Below are 20,239 nucleotides of genomic sequence, written 5' to 3'. Positions count from 1 at the left end.
TCCCTCCTCAAGACGCCGCGGGCCGCCCTTTGCCGTGGCTATTCTCCTTTTGCCAAGCAAGCATAGACAGCCGCACATGAGCCTCACCTCCGTCAAAGAGTTCTTTTCCGAGCACGCCCCGGACATCGATGTCATTGAACTCGAGCAGAGCACCGCCACAGTGGCGCTTGCGGCCGAAGGGCACGGCGTCGAGCCGGCGCAGATCGCCAAGACCCTGGCGCTTCGCGTCGGCGACGAGGTGATCCTGATCGTCACCCGCGGCGACGCTCGCCTCGACAACAAGAAATACAAGGACCGCTTCGGCACCAAGGCGCGCATGCTCGGCTTCGAGGAGGTCGAGTTGGAAACTGGCCATCCGGTGGGCGGCGTCTGCCCGTTCGGACTTGCGAAGCCGCATACCGTCTATTGCGATGAATCCTTGAAGGCCTTCGATGTGGTGGTGCCCGCTGCCGGCGCAATCAACGCCGCCGTCCACATCAACCCGCACCGCATGGCGGAACTGACCGGCGCCGAATGGATCGACGTTTCGGAAGCTTGACCGTCCGGCCGGGGTGCCGGCACGCGGGCGATCCTACAGAACGGCCACGAGAACCATGAGCGAGCCGAACGAAAGCGCGGCCATGAGGCTCAACAGCACCTTCATCATGTGCAGTGTCATCTGCGTAGATCCTTGCCCGCGCTTCAATGGGAATAAGCGAAGGCGCAACTTGACGGCCCCTCGCCGACAATCGGCGTGCCGACCCCTCCCATCGACATTAAGAACCTTCCGACAAGTTGGTTAATAAGTCATCCTGTCAATGCGGATTAGCCCCCCTGTCTCGGGAGGTAAGACAAGCATTTACCCGGGCCGTTGCTTGGGGGATAATTGCCGAATAGAAGCGGATCTCGAACTTTGGAAGCGCGTCCCGAGACGCGCGTGGCGGGAGGCCGGTGACGGGCCCCGCCAGATCGTCAACGGAACAGCGCGACATTGCGAACGGCTCTCACGGAAACAACAGCTGCAGCAGGAAAGACCCTCAGGGACAACGGTGTGCTGCGTGTCGGATTCATTCTGGCGCGCAGCTTCACGCTCAGCGCCTTCTCGCTCTTCGTCGATGCCCTTCGCCTGGGAAGCGATGTGGAGGACAAGTCGGGGCGCGTGAATTGCGACTGGGAGGTGCTCGGGAGCACCAGGAACTTCGTCATGTCGAGTTGCGGCATCCAGGTGGCGCCGACGGCGCCGCTTCGCCCACCGTCGGAATTCAGCTACATCGCGGTCGTCGGCGGAAGGCTCAATGTCGCCGAGCCGCTCGATCGGGAGACGATCGACTATCTGCACCGCGCCGCACGGGCGGGCGTGCCGATCATCGGCGTTTGCACCGGGAGCTTCGTTCTCGCCGAGGCCGGCGTCCTCGACGGCCATGCCGCATGCGTGAGCTGGCTGCATCACAACGAATTCCGCGCCCGCTTCCCCGCGATCGAGGTCACCTCGAACCGGATCTTCGTCGAAGATGCAAAGATCATCACCTGCGCCGGCGGCAGCAGCGTCGCCGACCTCGCAACCTACCTGATCAGGAGGCACGTCGGCGAAGACGCCGAACGCAATGCGCTCGAAATCATGCAGATCACGCGTCGCCGCGAGGCGAGCGAGATGCAGCCGCGAAATCCGCTCGGCCCCGTGCCGGTCCAGGACAAGCGGATCAGCCTTGCGCTGATGGTCATGGAGCAGCATCTGGAAGATCTCATCGGCATCGACGACGTGGCGAATGTGCTCGGCATCTCGCGCCGGCAACTGGAGCGCCTGTTCCAGAACGAGCTCGGGGCGACGCCGATATCCGTCTATCTGAAGCTTCGCCTCGACGCCGCGATGCGCCTCGTTGCCTCTACCGACAAGCCGCTGATCGATATCGCGCTGGAAACCGGCTTTGAGAACGTCTCGCACTTCATCCGCAAATTCCGGAAGGCCTTCTCGATCACCCCGGCGGCGGCGCGCAAGCAGCTCGCTGCCGCCCGTAACGCAGCGCCCGGCCGGCGTTAGTTTAGGTCGACAGATAGGCCGCAATCACTGCCGCTATCTGATCGGAGCTCAGAGCGTCCATCTGGGAGTCCATCAAGGCGTTCAGTTGCGTGCTAGACAGATTCCCGATGTCTTCTGTGGACAGGCCCGCCACACCGGATGCGCTGAACGAGGCGACATCTTCCGCTGAGAAGGTTGCCAGATCGTCGGTCTCCAATGCCGCGACCTGCGCCGAGGTCATCGCACCGACCTGAACTGTCGTCAAAGCCTCGGCCTGGTCTGTCGTCAAGGCGACGACGACCCTGGCGGTCAACCCCGAGACCGCGCTCGTGCTCAAGGCGACGATATGATCGGTGGAGAGCTGGGCGATGTCGTCCGTCCCCAGGGCCGCGGCCTGTATGGCGTTCAGGGCACTGATCTGCGCGGTGGACAAGGTCGCGATCTGGGTGGTGCTCATCGCCGCCACCTGGTTGTAGCTCAACGCGCCGACCTGGCTTGCTCTCAAGACTGCGATCTCGTCGGTGGAGAGCGCTGCGACAAAACTCGTCGACAATCCCTTTATGGCAGCCGCGTTGATCGCCTGCAGCTCCTCGGTCTCGAACGTTGCGAGATCCTCGGTGGTGAGACCCGCAAGCCCGTCCGCACTCAAGGCGGCAATCTGATCCGTGGACAGCGAATCGATCTGCTCGGCGCTCATCGCTCCGATCTGGGCGCTGCTCAGGCCCGCAATGCTGGCGGTGCCCAAGGCGGCAATCTCGGCGGTGGAGAGCCCGGCAATGAACTCCGTGGGCAGCCCGCTGATGGCGGCCGAGCTGATCGCCGCAAGCTCGTCGGCCGAGAAGCCTTCCAGGTCATCCGTGCTCAGCCCCGACAGCGCATCCGAGCTCATGGCGGCGATCTGCACGGTGGTAAGGGCGTCGACCTGATCGTCGCTCAGGGCCCTGACCTGATCGCTGCCGAGGCCGGCAACGCCCGCCGTGCTCAAAGCGGCAATCTGCGCCGTCGAGAGTACCGCGAGATCGTCGGTGCTTAGTGCCGCCACTTGCTTGGAGCCGAGACCGCTGATCTGCGCCGTTGACAGGCCCTCGATCTGGTCGGTGCTCAGCGCGTTGATCTGGGCGGTGGAAAGGCCTGATATGCCGGCCGAGCTCAAGGCCCCGATCTGATCGACCGAAAGCGCAGCGATGGTGTCTGTGGAGAGCCCCAACACGGCAGTCGAACTGATCGCCGCTATTTCATCCGTCGAGAAGGTCTCCAGATCATCCGTGCCGAGAACGGCGATCTGCTTCGAACTCAGTGCGGCAATCTGGAACGAGGTGAGAGCCTCGACCTGGTCGATGTTCAAGGCGTTGATCTGGGCCGTTGAAAGGCCGGCGATGCCACCCGTGCCCAGCGCCGCGATCTGATCTTCCGAAAGCGCCGCTATCGTGTCGGTGGACAATCCCGCCACGGCACGCGAACTGATCGCTGCGATATCCTCGGTCGAGAAGCTTTCCAGATCGTCCGTACTCAGCGCCGCGATCTGCGTCGAACTCATCACCGCCACCTGGGCCGAGGTCAGGGCCTCGAGCTGATCGGCGTTCAGCGTGTCGATCTGGGCGGTGGAAAGGCTTGCAAACGCTGCCGCACCCAGCGCGGCAATCTGGTCCGTCGAGAGAATCGCGATGTCGTCCGTTCCCAGCACCGCCACCTGCTTGGAGTTCAGGGCTGCGATCTGGTCGGTCGACAGTGCCTCGATCTGGGCGGTGCTCAACGCCTGGATCTGGATGGTGGAAAGACCGGCGACGCCCGCCGCGCTCAAGGCGGCAATCTGATCCGCCGAAAGCGCTGCGATCGTGTCCGTGGACAATCCCGCCACGGCGCCCGAGCTGATCGCCCCGATATCCGCGCTCGAAAAGCTCTCCAGATCGTCCGTGCTCAGCACCGCAATCTGCGTCGAACTCATCACCGCGATCTGACTCATGGTCAGAGCCTCGAGCTGATCGGCGCTCAGCGCCTGGATCTGCATGGTCGAAAGCGCCGCAACGCCCGCCGTGCTCAGTGTGGCAATCTGTTCCGTCGAAAGAGCCGCAATGTCGTCGGTGCCCAGCGCCGCCACCTGCTTGGACCTGAGAGCAGCGATCTGGTCGGTCGACAGGGCCTCGAGCTGGTCGGCGCTCAAGGCGTTGAGCTGGGCGGTGGAAAGGTCTGCGACGCCGTCCGCGCTCAAGGCAGCGATCTGATCCGCCGAAAGCGCTGCTATCATGTCCGTAGACAACCCCGCTACGGCATCCGAACTGATCGCCGCGATATCCGCGGTCGAGAAGGTCGCGAGATCCTCCGTGCTCAGCGCCGCGATCTGCGTCGAACTCAGCGCCGCGACCTGTTCTGAGGTCAGGGCCGCGAGCTGCTCGGCGCTCAGCGCATCGATCTGTGCCGTGGAAAGGACCGCAATGCCAGCCGTGCCAAGCGCGGCAATCTGGTCCGCCGAGAAGGCCGCAATGTCCTCGGTGCCCAGGGCCGCCGCCTGCTTGGAGCTGAGGACAGCGACCTGTTCGGTCGACAGGGCTGCGATCTGGTCGGTGCTCAACGTACTCATTTGGGCCGTCGTAAGACCGGCGACGCCGGCCGTGCTCAAAGCCGCGATCTGTTCCGCCGAAAGCGCCGCAATCGTATCCGTGGACAGTCCCGCCACGGCGCTTGAACTGAGAGCCGCGATCTCCGCCGTCGAGAAGCCTGCAATGTCGTGCGTGCTCAGCGCAGCGATTTGCTTGGAGCCGAGCGCGGCGATCTGGTCCGTCGTCAAGGCATCGACCTGGTCCGCGCTCAGGATGGAAATATCCGCCGTGCTCAGACCGACAACGCCGCCCGCGCTCAAGGCGGCGATCTGGTCGGTCGAGAGCGCCGCGACGTCGTCCGTGCTCAACACGTCGACCTGTCTGGACGTGAGCGCCCCCATCTGGGCCGTGGTCAAGGCCGCAAGCTGATCGCTGTTCAAGGCATCGACCTGCTTGGTGCTCAGCGCCGCAACGGCAGCCGTGCTCAACGCAGCGATCTGACCGGCGGAGAAGGCAGCTATGACATCCGTCGAAAGGCCGGAAACGAGATCCGCGCCGATCGCCGCAATGTCCTCGACCGACAGCGCCGTTATATCGTCCGCATCAAGCGCGGAGATTTGCTGCGACGTCAGCCCGCCAATCTGGTCGGTCGACAAGGCGGCAATCTGGTCGGAGTTCAGAACAGCGATCTGCTTGGTGGTCAGTCCGGCGACGGCCGTGGCGCTCAAGGCTGCGATCTGATCGGTCGAAAGGGAAGCGACGGCAGACGTGGACAGTCCCGCTATGGCACTCGCGCTGATGGCAGCAATGTCCTTGATCGAGAAGACCGCCACGTCTTCCGTCCCCAGGACTGCAAGCTGCGTCGAGCTCAGGGCGCCGACCTGCGCCGCGGTCAGAGCCTCTAGCTGATCCGTGCTCAAGGCAGCGAGCTGCTTCGTGGTCAGTCCCGCCATGGCAGCCGTGCCCAAGGCCCCGATCTGATCGGTCGAGAGGGCCGTGATATCGCTTGTGCCCAAGGCGGTGACTTGCGTCGAACTCAGGGCGGCAACCTGCTTGGTGCTCAAGGCGGCGAGCTGGCTGGTACTGAGCGCGTTGACCTGTGCGCTGCTCAGGCCGGCAATGCCGGCCGTGCTCAGGGCCGCAACCCGATCCGTCGAGAGGGCCGAGACGGCGGCCGTGGAGAGGCTCGAAATGGCACTCGAACTGATGGCCGCGATGTCCTTGGTCGAGAAGACCGCAATGTCTTCCGTCCCCAGGACTACAAGCTGCGTCGCACTCAGAGCGCCGACCTGGGTCGAAGTCAGGGCTTCGACTTGATCGGTGCTCAAGGCGACGAGCTGCCTGGTGGTCAGTCCTGCGACGGCAGTGACACTCAAAGCTGCGATCTGATCGGTCGAGAGACCCGCAAGGTCGTCCGTGCCCAGGGCGGCGACCTGCGCCGAGCCCAGCGCCGCCACCTGCTTGGTGCTCAAGGCGGCGAACTGGCTGCTGCTGAGCACGTTCAACTGCGCGCTGCTCAGGCCGGCAATACCCGTCGTGCTCAGGAGAGCGATCTCATCGGTGGAAAGGGCAGCAATGACAGCCGTGGACAGTCCCGTCATGGCGCTCGCGCTGATCGCCGCAATGTCCTTGGTCGAGAAGACCGCTATGTCCTCCGTCCCCAGGGCTCCGATCTGAGTCGAACTTAGGGCTCCGACCTGGGCGGCGGTCAGGGCCTCCATCTGGTCGGTGCTCAAGGCCACGATTTGCTTTGTGCTCAGCCCGGTGATCGCCGTTGTGCTCAACGCCGCGATCTGGTCGGTCGAGAAGGCCTCGATGTCGCTCGTGTCCAGGGCGGCAATTTGCGCCGACGTCAACGCGGCGACCTGCTTGGTGCTCAGCGCGACGATCTGGTCCGTGGACAGGGCCTCGACCTGGTCAGAGGTCAGCTCGCTGATGCCGGCGGTGCCGAGCGCGGCGATCATGTCCGAGGACAGGGCCGCGACAGTCTCCGTGCTCAAGGCGGCGACTTGCGTCGATTTCAGCGCGGCAATCTGTTTGGTGCTCAAAGCGACGACCTGGTCGGAGCTCAGCGTGGCCATCTGGTCCGTGCTCAGGCCCGCGATGCCGGCGGTGCTGAGCGCGGCAATCTGCGTGGAGGACAGGGCCGCGACGACATCCTCCGACAAGCCCGAAATGGCCTTCGAGCCGATTGCGGCAATATCGGCGGTCGAGAACGCCTCTATGTCCTCTGGCTCGAGGGCCGAGAGCTGGGTGGAGCTGAGAACGGCAACCTGCGTGGAGGAGAGGGCTGCAATCTGGTCGCTGGACAGGGCGTCGATCTGGTCGGTGCTGAGGTGAGCGACGCCCTTCGTGGTCAGCGCCACGATCTGGTTCGTGGTGAGGGCCTCGATGAGATCTGCCGACAATCCGGCAACGGCGCTCGAATTGATCGCCGCGATATCGGCGGTCGAGAATGCCGCTATGTCCTCCGCACTGAGGACGGCAAGCTGCTCGGAGCCGAGGGCGGCAACCTGTGCAGTGGAGAGAGCCCCGACCTGATCGGAGGACAAGGCTTCGATCTGGTCGGCGGTCAGGCCGGCGACAGCCTTCGTGCCGAGCGCCGCGACCTGAGCCGTGGTCAAAGCCGCGACGTTGTCCGTGTTCAAGGCGGCGATTTGCGTCGAACTCAGCGCTTTAAGCTGCGCGGTGGACAGGGCCGCGGTCTGGTCGGTCGACAAGGCGGCGATCTGTGCGGTGGTCAGGCTCGCGACCGCACTCGTGCTGAGCGCGGCGATTTGAGCGGTGGAAAGCGCTGCAATGGCGTCCACGCTGACGCCCGGGGCGCCTTTGTTGGTAATTGCCGCCATCTCGGCGGTCGAGAACGTCGCTACGCCCTCTTCTCCAAGAGCGGCGAGCTGTGTCGAGCTCAGTGCCTTCACCTGCGAGACGGACAAAGCTTCTGCCTGGGCGGTCGACAGGCCGGCGATCTGGGTGCTCGACAGGCTGGCGATCGCACTCGTGCTCAAGGCCGCAATCTGATCGGTGGACAGGGACGCGATGACCTCCGCATCCAATCCCAGTATGGCTTTGTTGCTGATCGCGGCGATGTCGCCGGTCGAGAACATAGCCAACCCGTCGGTCCCCAGGGCCGCAATCTGTCGCGCGTTCAGGACCTTCACCTGTGTCACGGACAGAGCCTCGATCTGGTCGGTCGACAACGCAGCGATCTGATCGGTTGTCAGGCCCAGGACGCCCTTCGTGCTGAGCGCCGCGACCTGATCGGTGGACAAGGCCGCAAGATCGTCCGTGCCGAAGGCGGCGACTTGCGCCGAACTCAATGTCCTGAGCTGTGCGGCGGAAAGGACCGCGGTCTGGTCGGAGGACAAGGCGTCGCTCTGGGCGGTGGTCAGGCCCGAAATGGCACTGGTGCTCAGGGCAGCAACCTGAGCGGTCGAAAGCGCAGCGATGGCTTCCGTACTCACTCCCTTGATGGCCAGATTGGTGATCGCCGCGATTTCGGCAGTCGAGAATGTCGCGATGCCGTCGGTCCCGAGCGCCGCAAGCTGCCTCGAATTCAGCGCCTTCACCTGCAAGGCAGACATCGCCTCGGCCTGATCGGTCGACAGGGCGGCCATCTGCGCGGTCGTCAGGTTGGCGACCGCAGTCGTGTTCAGGGCGGCAATCTGTGCGGTGGAGAGCGCAGCGATCGCACCCGTGGTCAAGCCCCATACGGCCTTGTTGATCGCCGCGATTTCGGAAGTCGAGAATGCCGCGATGCCGTCCGTCTCCAAGGACCCGAGCTGCGCCGCGGTCAGCGCCTTCACCTGTGAGACGGTCAGTGCCTCGATCTGGTCGATCGCCAACACGCCGAACTGGTTGGTGGAAAGCCCCGAGATCGCCGAGGCGCTCAGCGCAGCAATCTGATCGGTGGAAAGCGCGGCAATATCGTCGCTGCCCAAGGCATCGATTTGCGAGGCCTTCAGTGCACCGACCTGGGCTGTCATCAAGGCGGCAATCTGATCGGTGGACAAGGCGGCGATCTGCGCGGCCGTCAGGCCGGCGATGGCGCGGGTGCTCAAGGCGGCAATCTGATCCGTGGAAAGGGATGCGATGACCTCTGTGGCCAGACCTGACACGGCTTTCGCACCGATGGCCGCGATGTCGACGGTCGAGAAGGTCGCCAGGTCTTCCTCGCTCATGACCGAGAGCTGCAACGCGCTAAAAACCGCGACCTGGGTCGAACTCAACGCCTCCGCCTGGTCCGTCGAAAGACCGTCGACCTGCGTCGTCGTGAGGGCCGCAACTTGGCTCGTGCCGAAGCTTTCGATGTCGGATTGGTCGAGGACGGCGAGTTGCTCCAGGGTCAAACCGACGACGGCGCTTGGGGAGATGGCGGCCAACTGCCGGGAACTGAGGACATCGACGTCCTCCGTGTCCAGCGCGGCGATCTGAGCCGATGACATCGCGCTGATCTGCTTCGTCGTCAACGAGGCCACGTCTTCCGTCGTCCAGGCAGCCACGGCCGCCGTCGAATAGGATTTGATCAGAGTGGGGCTCAGGGACGAAATGATGGAGGTCATGCGTGAAAAAAACCTTGGGCCTAATTGGTCTCTATCTGCCAACGACCGCCCAGAAAGAGCAGTCGTTCCTGCAACCTCCGGCCCCTCCCCGCTGAAGGTAGGTCCGGACGGACGCCGAGATCGCCGTCGTCAGAAGGCCCGGCCCTCGTTCGAATTGCGAGCTGTGGAAGGGAAACGTCCGGATACCGGCATGGGCGATCTCATGGCTGCTTTGGGAATAAGCTGCCGTTGATAATAGTCAGCAACCTTGCGTCTGTCTGACCTTCAACATGATCACGTCTTCGTTGCGCCGGAGCGGTCCGCGCGGCGACCCCATTGCGGAACGACTTATCGTCCGTTCCCGCTCGCATAATTCACTTTCCGACCGGAGCGTCTGCCGATCGGGTCGCGAGCATATCGAGGCGGTTCGATGGCGCTGGTCCGCAACAACGACGATCAGATCGGCGAATGCAGGAATACCGGCATCGAGGCATTTTCCGCCGTTCGGGCAAGGTAAAGCCGTGCCGTATCGAGCGCCTCACGAATGGTCACATCCATGTCGAGATAGCGATAGGTGCCGAGCCGCCCGACAAAGGTGATCGACGCTTCCAGGCTTGCCCGCTCAACATATTGGGCCAGCTGTTCCTTGTCCCTGACGAGGCGGATTGGATAGTAGGGGATGTCGTCGGGACCGCAGGTACGGGAGAACTCCCGGTAACAGACCGAGCCCTTATGCTCTTCCCAGGGCGAGAAATGCTTATGCTCGGTGATGCGGGTATAGGGCACGGACACATCGCCGTAGTTCATGACCGCGCAACCCTGATAGTCGCCGTCATAGTTGAAGCGCTCGAAGTCGAGCGTTCGATAGCCCAGCGGTCCGAATTCGTGGTCCAGATAGCCATCGAGCGAACCGGAATAGAACACATGCGCAAAATCGTCCTTTTGCGCCCGATCAAAACGCGCGTTCAAGGTCACATTGATGTTGGCATGGTCCAGAATGCAGCCGACCATATCGGTGTAGCCGTTCTCCGGCATGCCCTGATATTTGTGCGCGAAGTAATTGTCGTCATAGTTGAAACGCACTGGAAGCCGTTTCAGGATGGACGACGGCAGCTCCGTCGGCGAGCAGCCCCACTGCTTTTGCGTATAGCCTTGGAAGAAGGCCTGGTAGAGGTCCTTGCCCACAAAGCGAAGCGCTTGCTCTTCGAAGGTTTGCGGGTCCTCGATCGACCTGTCCGCCTGCGCTTCGATGAAGGCACGGGCCTCGTCGGGCCTGAAGGTCTTGCCGAAGAACTGATTGATCGTGTGGAGGTTGACTGGAAGGGAATAGACCTGGTCCCCCGATGTCGTCTTCACACGGTTCTTGTAGGGCAGGAAGGTCTGGAAGCTGTTGACATAGTCCCAGACTTCGCGGTCGTCCGTGTGGAAGATATGCGGACCATAGACATGGATCATGACGCCGGTGTCTTCGTCGCGCTCCGTATGACAGTTTCCGGCGATATGCTCTCGCGCATCGAAGATCTCGACCTGATGACCCGCCTCGGCCAGTTCACGGCCAATGACTGCACCCGACAATCCTGCCCCGACGATACCGATTCTTCCGCTTGCGCGCATTCGAAGACGCTCCAGTCCCGTATTGAGATATTCCGAGGTGAAAGGTTGTTACGCAGCGAGCGCGCTGCGCATCAGCTCGTCATAGGCGTCGATCAAGCGATCCAAGGCCAGGCCCTGCTCCTGGGGTCCGAAGCTCAAATGGCTGACGGTGAAGTCCGAGTAGATCGCCGTGGGTCGCTCGAGCAGCATCGGCAGATCGACCGTAAGCGCGCGTTCGTCATCGCCCTTCGGCAGGGCCATATGCACGAGGTCCTTGCCCAGCCAGGCGATGAAGTTGATCGACTGGCGTTCAGTCCACTCGATCACCCTGCTCGGCAAAGGCAGATGCTTGCTGTTGGTCTGCAGGAAATAGTCGTGCAGCTCGTTGGCCCGTTGCGCGCTCTGCCAGAGGCTACCGCCAAACCCGCCCGGCGGCCGTTCAAAATGGCCAACCCCTTCGGGAATGGAGCCCGCCACCTGCTGCCAGTGGGCGCAAACCCCGTTGTTCACCACATTGGCGGAAACAACGATATATTTCGGATTGGTTCGCCTGAATTCGATGAAATCGCTGAGCTTTTCGAGATCCATATAGACGATGTCGTCGTCGCATTTCAGGAATATGGAATCCGAAAAGGTTTTCAGCCGCTTGGCGTAGTAATCATAGGCCTGCCAATAGGGCATCTGCTCGTTCGGATTGCCGACGAACCGCTGTATCCGCGACCGTACATTGCCGAGCTCCAGGTCGGCACCCCAGCCGCCGCGGACCATGACGGACGCGCCGGACGACAGGTCCAGCTCGCTCCAGCGGCCGATCGCCACGTTGTTGACATGGAGGGAGGGAACACCTGCCGCATCGATGCTGAGAACAATCTGATTGGCAGTGCCTGGCGACAGGATGCCGGGGGTGGGTCGGCTCCACAGGGCCGGGACATCATTGCGATCGAAACTCTTGAGCTGGCTCAGCGGCAGTTTCCGCAATACGGAATGCGAGTTGCTCCAACCGCCGACAACCAGTTCGAAATAGTCTTCGCTGCCGTTCGGAACGATGGCGATATGAAGGTCGTTGGTGATCGTCGCGCTGAGGCGCAGCGCTTGATTGGGAGCTACCGATCCGTTGGACTGATAGGGCGCAGCGGAACCCATATAGCGGACGGGTCCGAATTCGCGCGTCACCCACTCATGATCCTGTTGCGAGCGGGTGAAATCCCAGACATGCCATTCATCAATTATCCCGGCATCCAGGGCGGAATGGATGTAGCGGGTGAGGATTTCCATCCTCTTCTGTCTGCCTGCAAATGTGACAAGTATAACCGGAGCCATATCATCCTCACTGTCTGAAACTGGTGCCGCTCAACGCACGTCGGCTGTCGCCGCTGTCCACAAGCGGGAGTCGAACGGGATCGGCGAAAAGGCATGCCACTCAGCCAGTTTCGCGACGTACTGCTGCCGATAGGCGGTGCTGTCAGCGAACTCCACGTTTTCCTTCATGAACTCCGCCGCGATCTCGTAATAGATGTCGAGATTGCCGAGATCGGGCACAGGCGTTTCGCCGCGCTCGCACTCACCCTGCATTTGCCAGAACAGCTCCTCCAGGCGCCGAACGAGAGCCGGGATGTCGCGCAATACGCTGGCCTCGCGGCGGCTCTCCAGGGCCTGCCTGACAGCTGCGAGGCTTTGGCGGTCCCGGGCAAATCCGATCGCCTTCCGGACGAAGTCGTCCGGTCCGTCGCAAATGAGCTCCGGCACGCCTGCCGCGGCGACGATGCTCGAGCAGAAGCGCGATGCGAAGCCGTTGCCGGGGAACGTCAGGACGGGCAGTCCCATCGTGAGCGCGTCGCCTGCGGTGGAGTGCGCGCCATAAGGAAAGGTGTCGAGGAACAGGTCGGCCAATCCGATGCGCGCCAGATGCTTGGGGTTGGGAGCCTTGGAAGCGAAGATCAGGCGCTCGGGCGCCACACCGTGCTGTTCGGCTGCCTGCTTGAGGCGCTGATCGACATCCTCGCCACCGCCAAGCAGCCAGAGGAAGCTGCCCGGGGTCGCGGAAAGGATCGCCATCCAGCGGTCGAAGCATGCGGCGGTGATCTTCTGCATGCCGTTGAAGCAAGCGAATATGAAGGCATCCTCGGGCAGCCCCACTTCGGCACGGCTCGGCCGCGGCGCGATCTGCCTCTTGCGGTCGACGGGTTGGTTGCAGGGTATCCTCAGCACCTTTTCCGAATAGTAGATCTCGTTTTCCGGCGGGATGATGTGCTCGTCGGCGATGATGTACTGGTGGAAGGGGCTGCCCATGGTACCCGGGTAGCCACAGAAGGTGACAATCACCGGTGCCGGCCGATAGGCGAAGATCCTAGTGCGGGCATGTTTCGTGTAGCCGTTGACATCGACGAGGATGTCGATTTCATCGGCAATGATCCGCTTGGCAGCATCGCTGTCACTGACCGTGGAAATATCGCGCCAGCAGTCGATGGCGCTCATCATCCGCGTCTGCGTCGCGTCGCCGGTCCGCACTTCGCCGCAATAATAGGCATAGATTTCGACGCTGTTCTTGTCGTGCGTCTCGAAGACTTCGCTGAGGGCGAAGCCGACCGCGTGATCGCGCAGGTCTGACGACACATAGCCGACACGCAATCGTTGCCCGGTTCCGGTTTTGCGGCGGGGCTGAAGCTTCGGGAAGTCGCTCAAATCGGGGCGGCCCACCAGCGACTTGCAGTAGCGATAGGCCTTGGCAAGCTGGAAGACCGGATCGTCGGCATAACAGGCAAGGGTCAACGGTGACAGCGCATCGAGCAGTTGCCGAGCCGAGACATGCTCCGAAGGAACCAATGTCGGCCACTTGCATTGGCGTTGCCGCAGCGAGGTCCAATGCTGACCGGCCTCGGTCTTGTCCGGCCTCAACTCGATCGCCTTCCAGAGCGTGTTTTCCGCCTCCTCCATCAGACCGGCATTCTCGAGCACCCGACCCATGTGCTGGAGCACCATCAGGCGATGAGCAACGCGCTCCGGCGTGATTTCGGAAGTCGTCTCGGCATAGGCTTGCCATTGTTGAATCGCCTGTCCCGTCAGACCGGCATCCTCCAGCGCGCGGCCGAGATTGATATGGCCCTGACCGAAGCGCGGTTCGAGCTTCAGGCAACCGCGCAGCGCATGAATGGAGCCGGCGAGATCACCCATCTGGCGCAGCGTGACGGAGTAGTTGAAATAGACCAGGTGCAGTAGCGGATTGGAGTCGTTGTAGGCGATCCAGGATTTGTAGAGTTCGGCGGCCTGCTCTCTTTGCCCGGCCGCATTGAAACTTTCCGCGAACTGGAACAACTCCGTCAGCGGAAGCCGCTGCTGACGCGCCCTTTCCAAGAAACCGGCAAGTGGCGAAGCAGGATCCGAGGCGAGATGAGTATAGATGGTCATGGAATTCCCACTGACAGGCGAGTTGACGACCGACGCTGCGAACATGTTCGAATGCTATTTTAGGCCATTAACCGGATTAGCTTGCCTTGGGCTTGCGCCTCCTCGACTGCTTGTGGAGCGGGTATCGTTCGAGATAGACGGAATCCGCTTGCGCAGTTTCTCGTCGCGCGGCACGCAAGAAGCGGCAGAGGGCCGTCATCGACCCTCTCGGCATTTTAGGTTCGCTGAATATTGCCAACCACCAACTCGATGTGTAGCGTCGCGTCAAACATGAGCTTGCGTCCCGAATCGTCGCTCGCAGGTTGAGTCCGGTGGAACATTGCGGCACTCGCTTTGGTCCGCGCCGTTAACTAAAATTTTAACTTTCGTCGCTAGTCGTAGTAACCGAGTACCGCAGTCAGCAACCGCCGGATGAGGCTGCGGCGAAGGTGACGGAACCGATCTCGCCAAGGGTAAGGTTTCATTCATAGGCGTAGGAAATAGGACGCACTCGTCCTGTCTGCATGAAGCTTTCCGAACGCTAGGGCTCACGCGAGCCATGTCCCTCAACCCGATATTTTCGCCCATCAGGACGGTTTGACAGCCGAAGCTGGTCTCGCGTCCGGGTGGACGGGCGTCGCATGTGGTCGCACGCATCACGCGCTTGGACCCTCATGGGTTCCCAGCGCTTGTCGCACGGTCGGCGCCAACGGGGTGAATTCCACAGCGATTAACTTTGAAGGCTCGCGTCCATGACTTCCATCATCTCTTCTCTGAGCGTCAACCAGATCAAGTCTCTGTCGACGACCGTCATTGCCTCTCTGACCACGACAGATGTTGCGGCAATGACGACCGCCCAGGTCAAGGCACTCTCCTCGACCCAAATCGCGGCGCTCGATACCGAGGATGTCGCGACCTTCACCACCGCACAATTGAGCGCCATTTCGGCAACCTCCGTCGCTGGCATCAGCCTCGACCAGTTGGCAGCCATCGATGCGGCCAAGATTGCAAGCCTCGCGACGTCCCAGGTAGCGGCTCTGAGCTCGGCACAGATCGACGGATTGACCTCCGACCAGGCCGAGGCTCTGACCACGGCGCAAGTGGCCGCCCTCACCTCGACGCAAATCGCGGCTTTGAGCTCGGAAGACGTCACCGCCTTCTCGACCGCCGAGATCGCGGCGATCTCCGTCACCGCGCTCGCAGGTCTCTCCACCGACAATCTCGCGGCCCTGTCGACCGACCAGGCCGCTGCGCTGAAGACCACCCAGGTCGCAGCGCTGAAGACCGCCCAAGTCGCCGCCCTCACGACGGACCAGGTCACGGCGCTCACCTCGTCGCAGGTCGCAGTCCTGAGCTCGACGCAGTTGAAGGCCCTGAGCACCGACCATATTGCCGCGCTCTCCACCGACCAGATCGCAGTACTCAACTCGAAGAGCGTCGCAGCTCTGACTTCGACACAGATCGGCGCGCTGACGTCCGACCAGGCTGAGGCTCTGACCACGGCACAAGTCGCTGCGCTGACCTCGACGCAGATTGCAGCTCTGGCCTCGGAGGATATTGCCGCCTTCTCGACCGCCGACATTGCGGCAATCACGGTCACGGCGCTGACGGGTCTTACCACCGACAATGTTGCGGCACTGTCTACAGACCAGGCCGCGGCATTGAAGACCACCCAGGTCGCAGCGCTGAAGACCGCCCAGATCGCCGCCCTCACCTCGGACCAGGTCGTGGCGCTCACCTCGTCGCAGGTCGGCGTGCTGACCTCCGCGCAGATTTCGGCGCTCACCACCGACAATGTCGCCGCACTCTCCACCGACCAGGTCGCAGCCCTCAACTCGAAGACTGTCGCAGCGCTGAGCTCGGCACAGATCGGCGCCCTGAGCTCCGATCAGGTCGAGGCGCTGACCGCCGTACAGATCGCCGCGCTGGATTCGGCCGATATTGCGGCCCTCGCTTCCGAAGATATCGCAACTTTCTCGACCTCGGAGATTGCGGCTATTACCGCGACTGCCCTGTCGGGTCTTAGCACCGGCAATGTCGCGGCGCTCTCCACCGATCAGACCGCAGCGCTGAAAACCAGCCAGCTCGCAGCGCTGAAGACGACGCAGATTGCCGCCCTCACCTCCGACCAGGTCGTGGCTCTCACCTCGTCCCAGGTCGGAGCCCTGAGCTCGACCCAGGTTTCGGCGCTCTCCACCGACAATGTCGCGGCACTCTCCACCGATCAGGTCGCGGCGCTCAATTCGAAGGCGATCGCGGCACTGACTTCGGCACAGATCGGCGCCCTCAGCTCCGACCAGGCCGAGGCCCTGACCACGGCACAAGTGGCGGCGCTGACCTCGACGCAGATTGCGGCTTTCGCCTCGGAGGATATCGCCGCCTTCTCGACCGCCGACATTGCAGCGATCACCGTGGCCGCGCTCGCAGGTCTTTCCACCGACAATGTCGCCGCACTCTCCACCGATCAAGCCGCGGCGCTGAAGACTACCCAGGTCGCAGCGCTGAAGTCCACGCATATTGCCGCCCTTACCTCGGATCAAGTCACGGCGCTCACCTCGTCCCAGGTCGGAGCCCTGACCTCGACGCAAGTGAAGGCGCTCTCCACCGACAATGTCGCGGCGCTCTCCACCGACCAGGTCGCAGCCTTGAACTCGAAGAGCGTCGCAGCGCTGAGCTCGGCACAGGTCGAAGCCTTGAGCTCGGATCAGGCTGAGGCCCTGACCACGGCACAAGTGGCATCGCTCAGCTCGACGCAGATCGCGGCTTTTGCCTCGGAGGATATTGCCGCCTTCTCGACCGCCGATATCGCGGCAATCACGGTCACTGCACTGACCGGCCTTAGCACCGACAATGTCGCGGTACTCTCCACCGACCAGGCCGCAGCGCTGAAGACCACCCAGGTTGCAGCGCTGAAGACCGCCCAGATCGCCGCCCTCACCTCGGACCAGATTGCCGCCCTGAGCTCCTCCCAGGTCGGAGCGCTGACATCGTCGCAGGTGTCCGCAATCAGCACCGACAATATTGCGGCTCTCTCCACGGACCAGGTGGCGGCACTGAACTCGAAGACCGTCTCGGCCCTAAGCTCGGCACAGATCGAAGCCCTGAGCTCCACCCAGGTCGAGGCTTTGACCTCGGTTCTTGTCGGCGCGCTCAGCTCGACACAGCTGGCCGCCTTGGCGTCGGAAGACATCGCAACCTTCTCGACCGCCGACATTGCGGCGATTTCTGTGGCCGCGCTCGCGGGTCTCAGCACCGACAATGTCGCGGCACTGTCCACGGATCAAGCCGCAGCCCTGAAGACCACCCAGGTCGCAGCGCTGAAGAGCACGCAGATCGCCGCCCTTACCTCGGACCAGATCGCCGCCCTGAGCACCACTCAGGTCGGCGCGCTGACCTCGACGCAAGCGTCCGCGATCGGCACCGACAGCCTCGCGGCACTTTCCACCGACCAAGTCGCGGCCCTCAACACCAAGACCCTGGCGTCTTTGACGACGGTGCAGATCGACGCCATGAGCTCCGATCAGCTCGAAGCACTGACTTCGGGGCAGGTCGCCGCTTTGACCATGGCACAATTGGGTGCTCTGGCCTCGGAAGATATCGCAACCTTCTCGACCGCCGACATTGCAGCCATTACTGTCGCAGCGCTCGCGGGCCTCTCGACCGACAATGTCGCGGCACTGTCGACCGACCAGACCGCAGCATTGAAGACCACTCAGATCGCTGCTCTGAAGACCGCCCAGATCGGCGCACTCACCTCGGATCAGGTCGTGGCGCTCACCTCGTCCCAGGTCGGAGCCCTGAGTTCGACGCAGATTTCGGTGCTCTCCACCGACAATGTCGCCGCACTCTCCACCGATCAGGTGGCGGCGCTGAACTCGAAGACGGTCGCAGCTCTGACCTCGGTCCAGATCGACGCCTTGAGCTCCGACCAGGCCGAGGCTCTGACCACGGCGCAAGTGGCTGCACTTGGCTCGACGCAGCTCGCCGCCTTGGCCTCGGAGGATCTCGCGACCTTCTCGACCGCCGACATTGCGGCCATCACGGTCAGTGCGCTCGGCGGCCTCTCCACCGACAATCTCGCAGTCCTGTCCACCGATCAGGCTGCGGCATTGAAGACCACGCAGGTCGCGGCGCTCTCCACCGCCCAGATCGCCGCTCTCACCTCGGACCAGCTCACGGCGCTCACCTCGTCGCAGGTCGGAGCTCTGACTTCGACGCAGGTGAAGGCGCTCTCCACCGACAATGTCGCGGCGCTCTCCACCGATCAGGTCGCAGCCTTGAACTCGAAGAGCGTCGCAGCTCTGACCTCGACACAGATCGAAGCCCTGAGCTCCGACCAGGCTGAGGCTCTGACCATGGCGCAAGTGGCGGCGCTGACCTCGACGCAGATTGCGGCTCTGGCCTCGGAGGATATCGGAACCTTCTCGACCGCCGACATCGCAGCGATCACGGTCACGGCACTGGCGGGTCTCAGCACCGACAACGTCGCGGCGCTTTCCACCGATCAGGCCGCAGCTCTGAAGACGACCCAGGTCGTGGCGCTGAAGACGGCCCAGATCGCCGCCCTCACCTCGGACCAGGTCGCGGCGCTCACCTCGTCCCAGGTCGGTGCGCTGACCTCGGCGCAGATCACGGCTCTCTCCACCGACAATGTCGCGGCGCTCTCCACCGACCAAGTCGCGGCGCTGAACTCGAAGACGGTCGCAGCGCTGAGCTCGGCTCAGATCGGTGCCCTGAGCTCCGATCAGGCGGAGGCTCTGACCTCAGCCCAGATCGCCGCTCTGGACTCGGCCGACATCGCGGCTCTGGCTTCCGAGGATATTGCGACATTCTCGACTTCGGAGATTGCGGCAATCACCGCGACCGCCCTGTCGGGTCTTACGACCGACAATGTCGCGGCACTGTCGACCGATCAGGCAGCAGCCCTGAAGACCGGCCAGGTCGCAGCGCTCTCGACCGCCCAGATCGCCGCGCTCACTTCGGACCAGGTCACGGCGCTCACCTCGTCCCAGGTCGGGGTCCTGAGCTCCGCGCAGATTACGGCGCTCTCTACCGACAATGTCGCGGCGCTCTCCACCGACCAGGTCGCGGCGCTGAATTCGAAGACGGTGGCGGCTCTGACTTCAGCACAGATCGAAGCGCTGAGCTCCGATCAGGCTGAAGCCCTGACCACGGCACAAGTGGCCGCGCTCGGGTCGGCGCAACTGGCAGCCTTGGCCTCCGAGGATCTGGGGACCTTCTCGACCGCCGACATTGCGGCGATCACGGTCACCGCGCTGACGGGTCTTTCCACCGACAATCTCGCGGCACTGTCCACCGATCAGGCATCGGCGCTGAAGACCACCCAGGTCGCGGCGCTCTCCACCGCCCAGATCGGGGCGCTCACTTCGGATCAGGTCGCGGCGCTCACCTCGGCCCAGATCGGAGCCCTGACCTCGACGCAACTGGCCGCGCTCAGCACGGACAATGTCGCGGCGCTCACCACCGATCAGGTCGCAGCCCTGAGCACGAAGGTCATCGGCGCCTTGAGCTCCGACCAGATCGACGCGCTGAGTTCCACACAGGTCGAAGCGCTGACTTCAGCACAGGTCGCAGCGCTCGACTCGGCCGACATTGCGGCGCTTTCCACGGAGGATCTCGCGACCTTCTCGACCGCCGATATCGCCGCGATCAGCACGACTGCCCTGGCCGGTCTGTCCACGGACGATATCCTGAGCCTCTCCAGCGACCAGTTGCTGGCCGTCACCTCAACGCAGGTAGAAGCTCTGGACGGCTCGCAGGTGGAGGCGATTATCGCGGCATACCAGGCCATCTAACGGCATCGGTGCCGGGGGACCTGGTCCCCCGGCACCGAACGTGTGATCAGTCAGGACAACCGTCTGTAGCCCAAGCCTGATCTCATCGAGCTTACGGCCCCACCTCGACAAAGGTGGGGCCGTTGCAATTCGCCCGATGCCTCTGGCACACACCCTTCCAGCCTCACCGGGCTCTGATGCCGAATTCGCCTGTTCGCTGTGAGCGTAATGTGCCGGCCGGAGGGCATGCATTGTCACGGCTCCCGACAGGTTCAGCTTTGATTGAATGATCCGTCCTTACGCACTATTGATAACGAAGAAGCTGCGACCGATGTGGCGTATTGTCCCTTCGATGCCTGGATTGATGACGTGAGGATGAAGACCAATCAGTAG

At 62.8% G+C, this 20,239-nt stretch carries 7 protein-coding genes; 3 read left to right on the top strand and 4 right to left on the bottom strand.

Annotated elements, in window-relative coordinates; genetic code table 11:
• The first annotated feature begins 76 nt into the window (after window positions 1-76).
• Complete coding sequence (locus tag USDA257_RS01355) at window positions 77-538, top strand: YbaK/EbsC family protein (protein WP_014761067.1); 462 nt, start codon at window positions 77-79, stop codon at window positions 536-538.
• Between the two features lie 492 nt (window positions 539-1,030).
• The gene (locus USDA257_RS01350) at window positions 1,031-2,017 is read left to right on the top strand and encodes a GlxA family transcriptional regulator (protein WP_014761064.1); all 987 of its coding nucleotides are present in this window, start codon (window positions 1,031-1,033) and stop codon (window positions 2,015-2,017) included.
• A gap of 1 nt (window position 2,018) precedes the next feature.
• Here the strand turns inward: USDA257_RS01350 and USDA257_RS01345 are convergent, their stop codons facing one another.
• From USDA257_RS01345 to USDA257_RS01330, 4 genes are all read right to left on the bottom strand, one after another.
• Window positions 2,019-9,095, bottom strand: coding sequence for a hypothetical protein (locus USDA257_RS01345; protein ID WP_014761063.1), 7,077 nt, complete (start codon window positions 9,093-9,095; stop codon window positions 2,019-2,021).
• A 435-nt stretch (window positions 9,096-9,530) separates the two neighbouring features.
• Window positions 9,531-10,688: a UDP-galactopyranose/dTDP-fucopyranose mutase family protein gene (locus tag USDA257_RS01340; protein ID WP_014761062.1), complete on the bottom strand. Its 1,158-nt coding sequence runs from the start codon at window positions 10,686-10,688 to the stop codon at window positions 9,531-9,533.
• Window positions 10,689-10,736: 48 nt separating this feature from the next.
• Window positions 10,737-11,987 carry a hypothetical protein gene (locus tag USDA257_RS01335; protein WP_014761061.1) on the bottom strand — a complete coding sequence of 417 codons (1,251 nt, stop codon included), beginning with the start codon at window positions 11,985-11,987 and terminating at the stop codon, window positions 10,737-10,739.
• Between the two features lie 30 nt (window positions 11,988-12,017).
• Window positions 12,018-14,072, bottom strand: coding sequence for an O-linked N-acetylglucosamine transferase, SPINDLY family protein (locus tag USDA257_RS01330; RefSeq protein WP_014761060.1), 2,055 nt, complete (start codon window positions 14,070-14,072; stop codon window positions 12,018-12,020).
• A 731-nt stretch (window positions 14,073-14,803) separates the two neighbouring features.
• Between USDA257_RS01330 and USDA257_RS01325 the strand changes: the two genes are divergently transcribed.
• Window positions 14,804-19,867 (top strand): beta strand repeat-containing protein, encoded by a 5,064-nt coding sequence (locus USDA257_RS01325; protein ID WP_014761058.1) that lies wholly within the window; start codon window positions 14,804-14,806, stop codon window positions 19,865-19,867.
• Window positions 19,868-20,239 lie beyond the last annotated feature (372 nt).

Origin of the sequence: Sinorhizobium fredii USDA 257 (genome assembly GCF_000265205.3) — a bacterium.
GTDB lineage: Bacteria > Pseudomonadota > Alphaproteobacteria > Rhizobiales > Rhizobiaceae > Sinorhizobium > Sinorhizobium fredii_B.
Note: the sequence above shows the minus strand (reverse complement) of the source record. Positions and strands in the feature narration are given on the sequence as shown.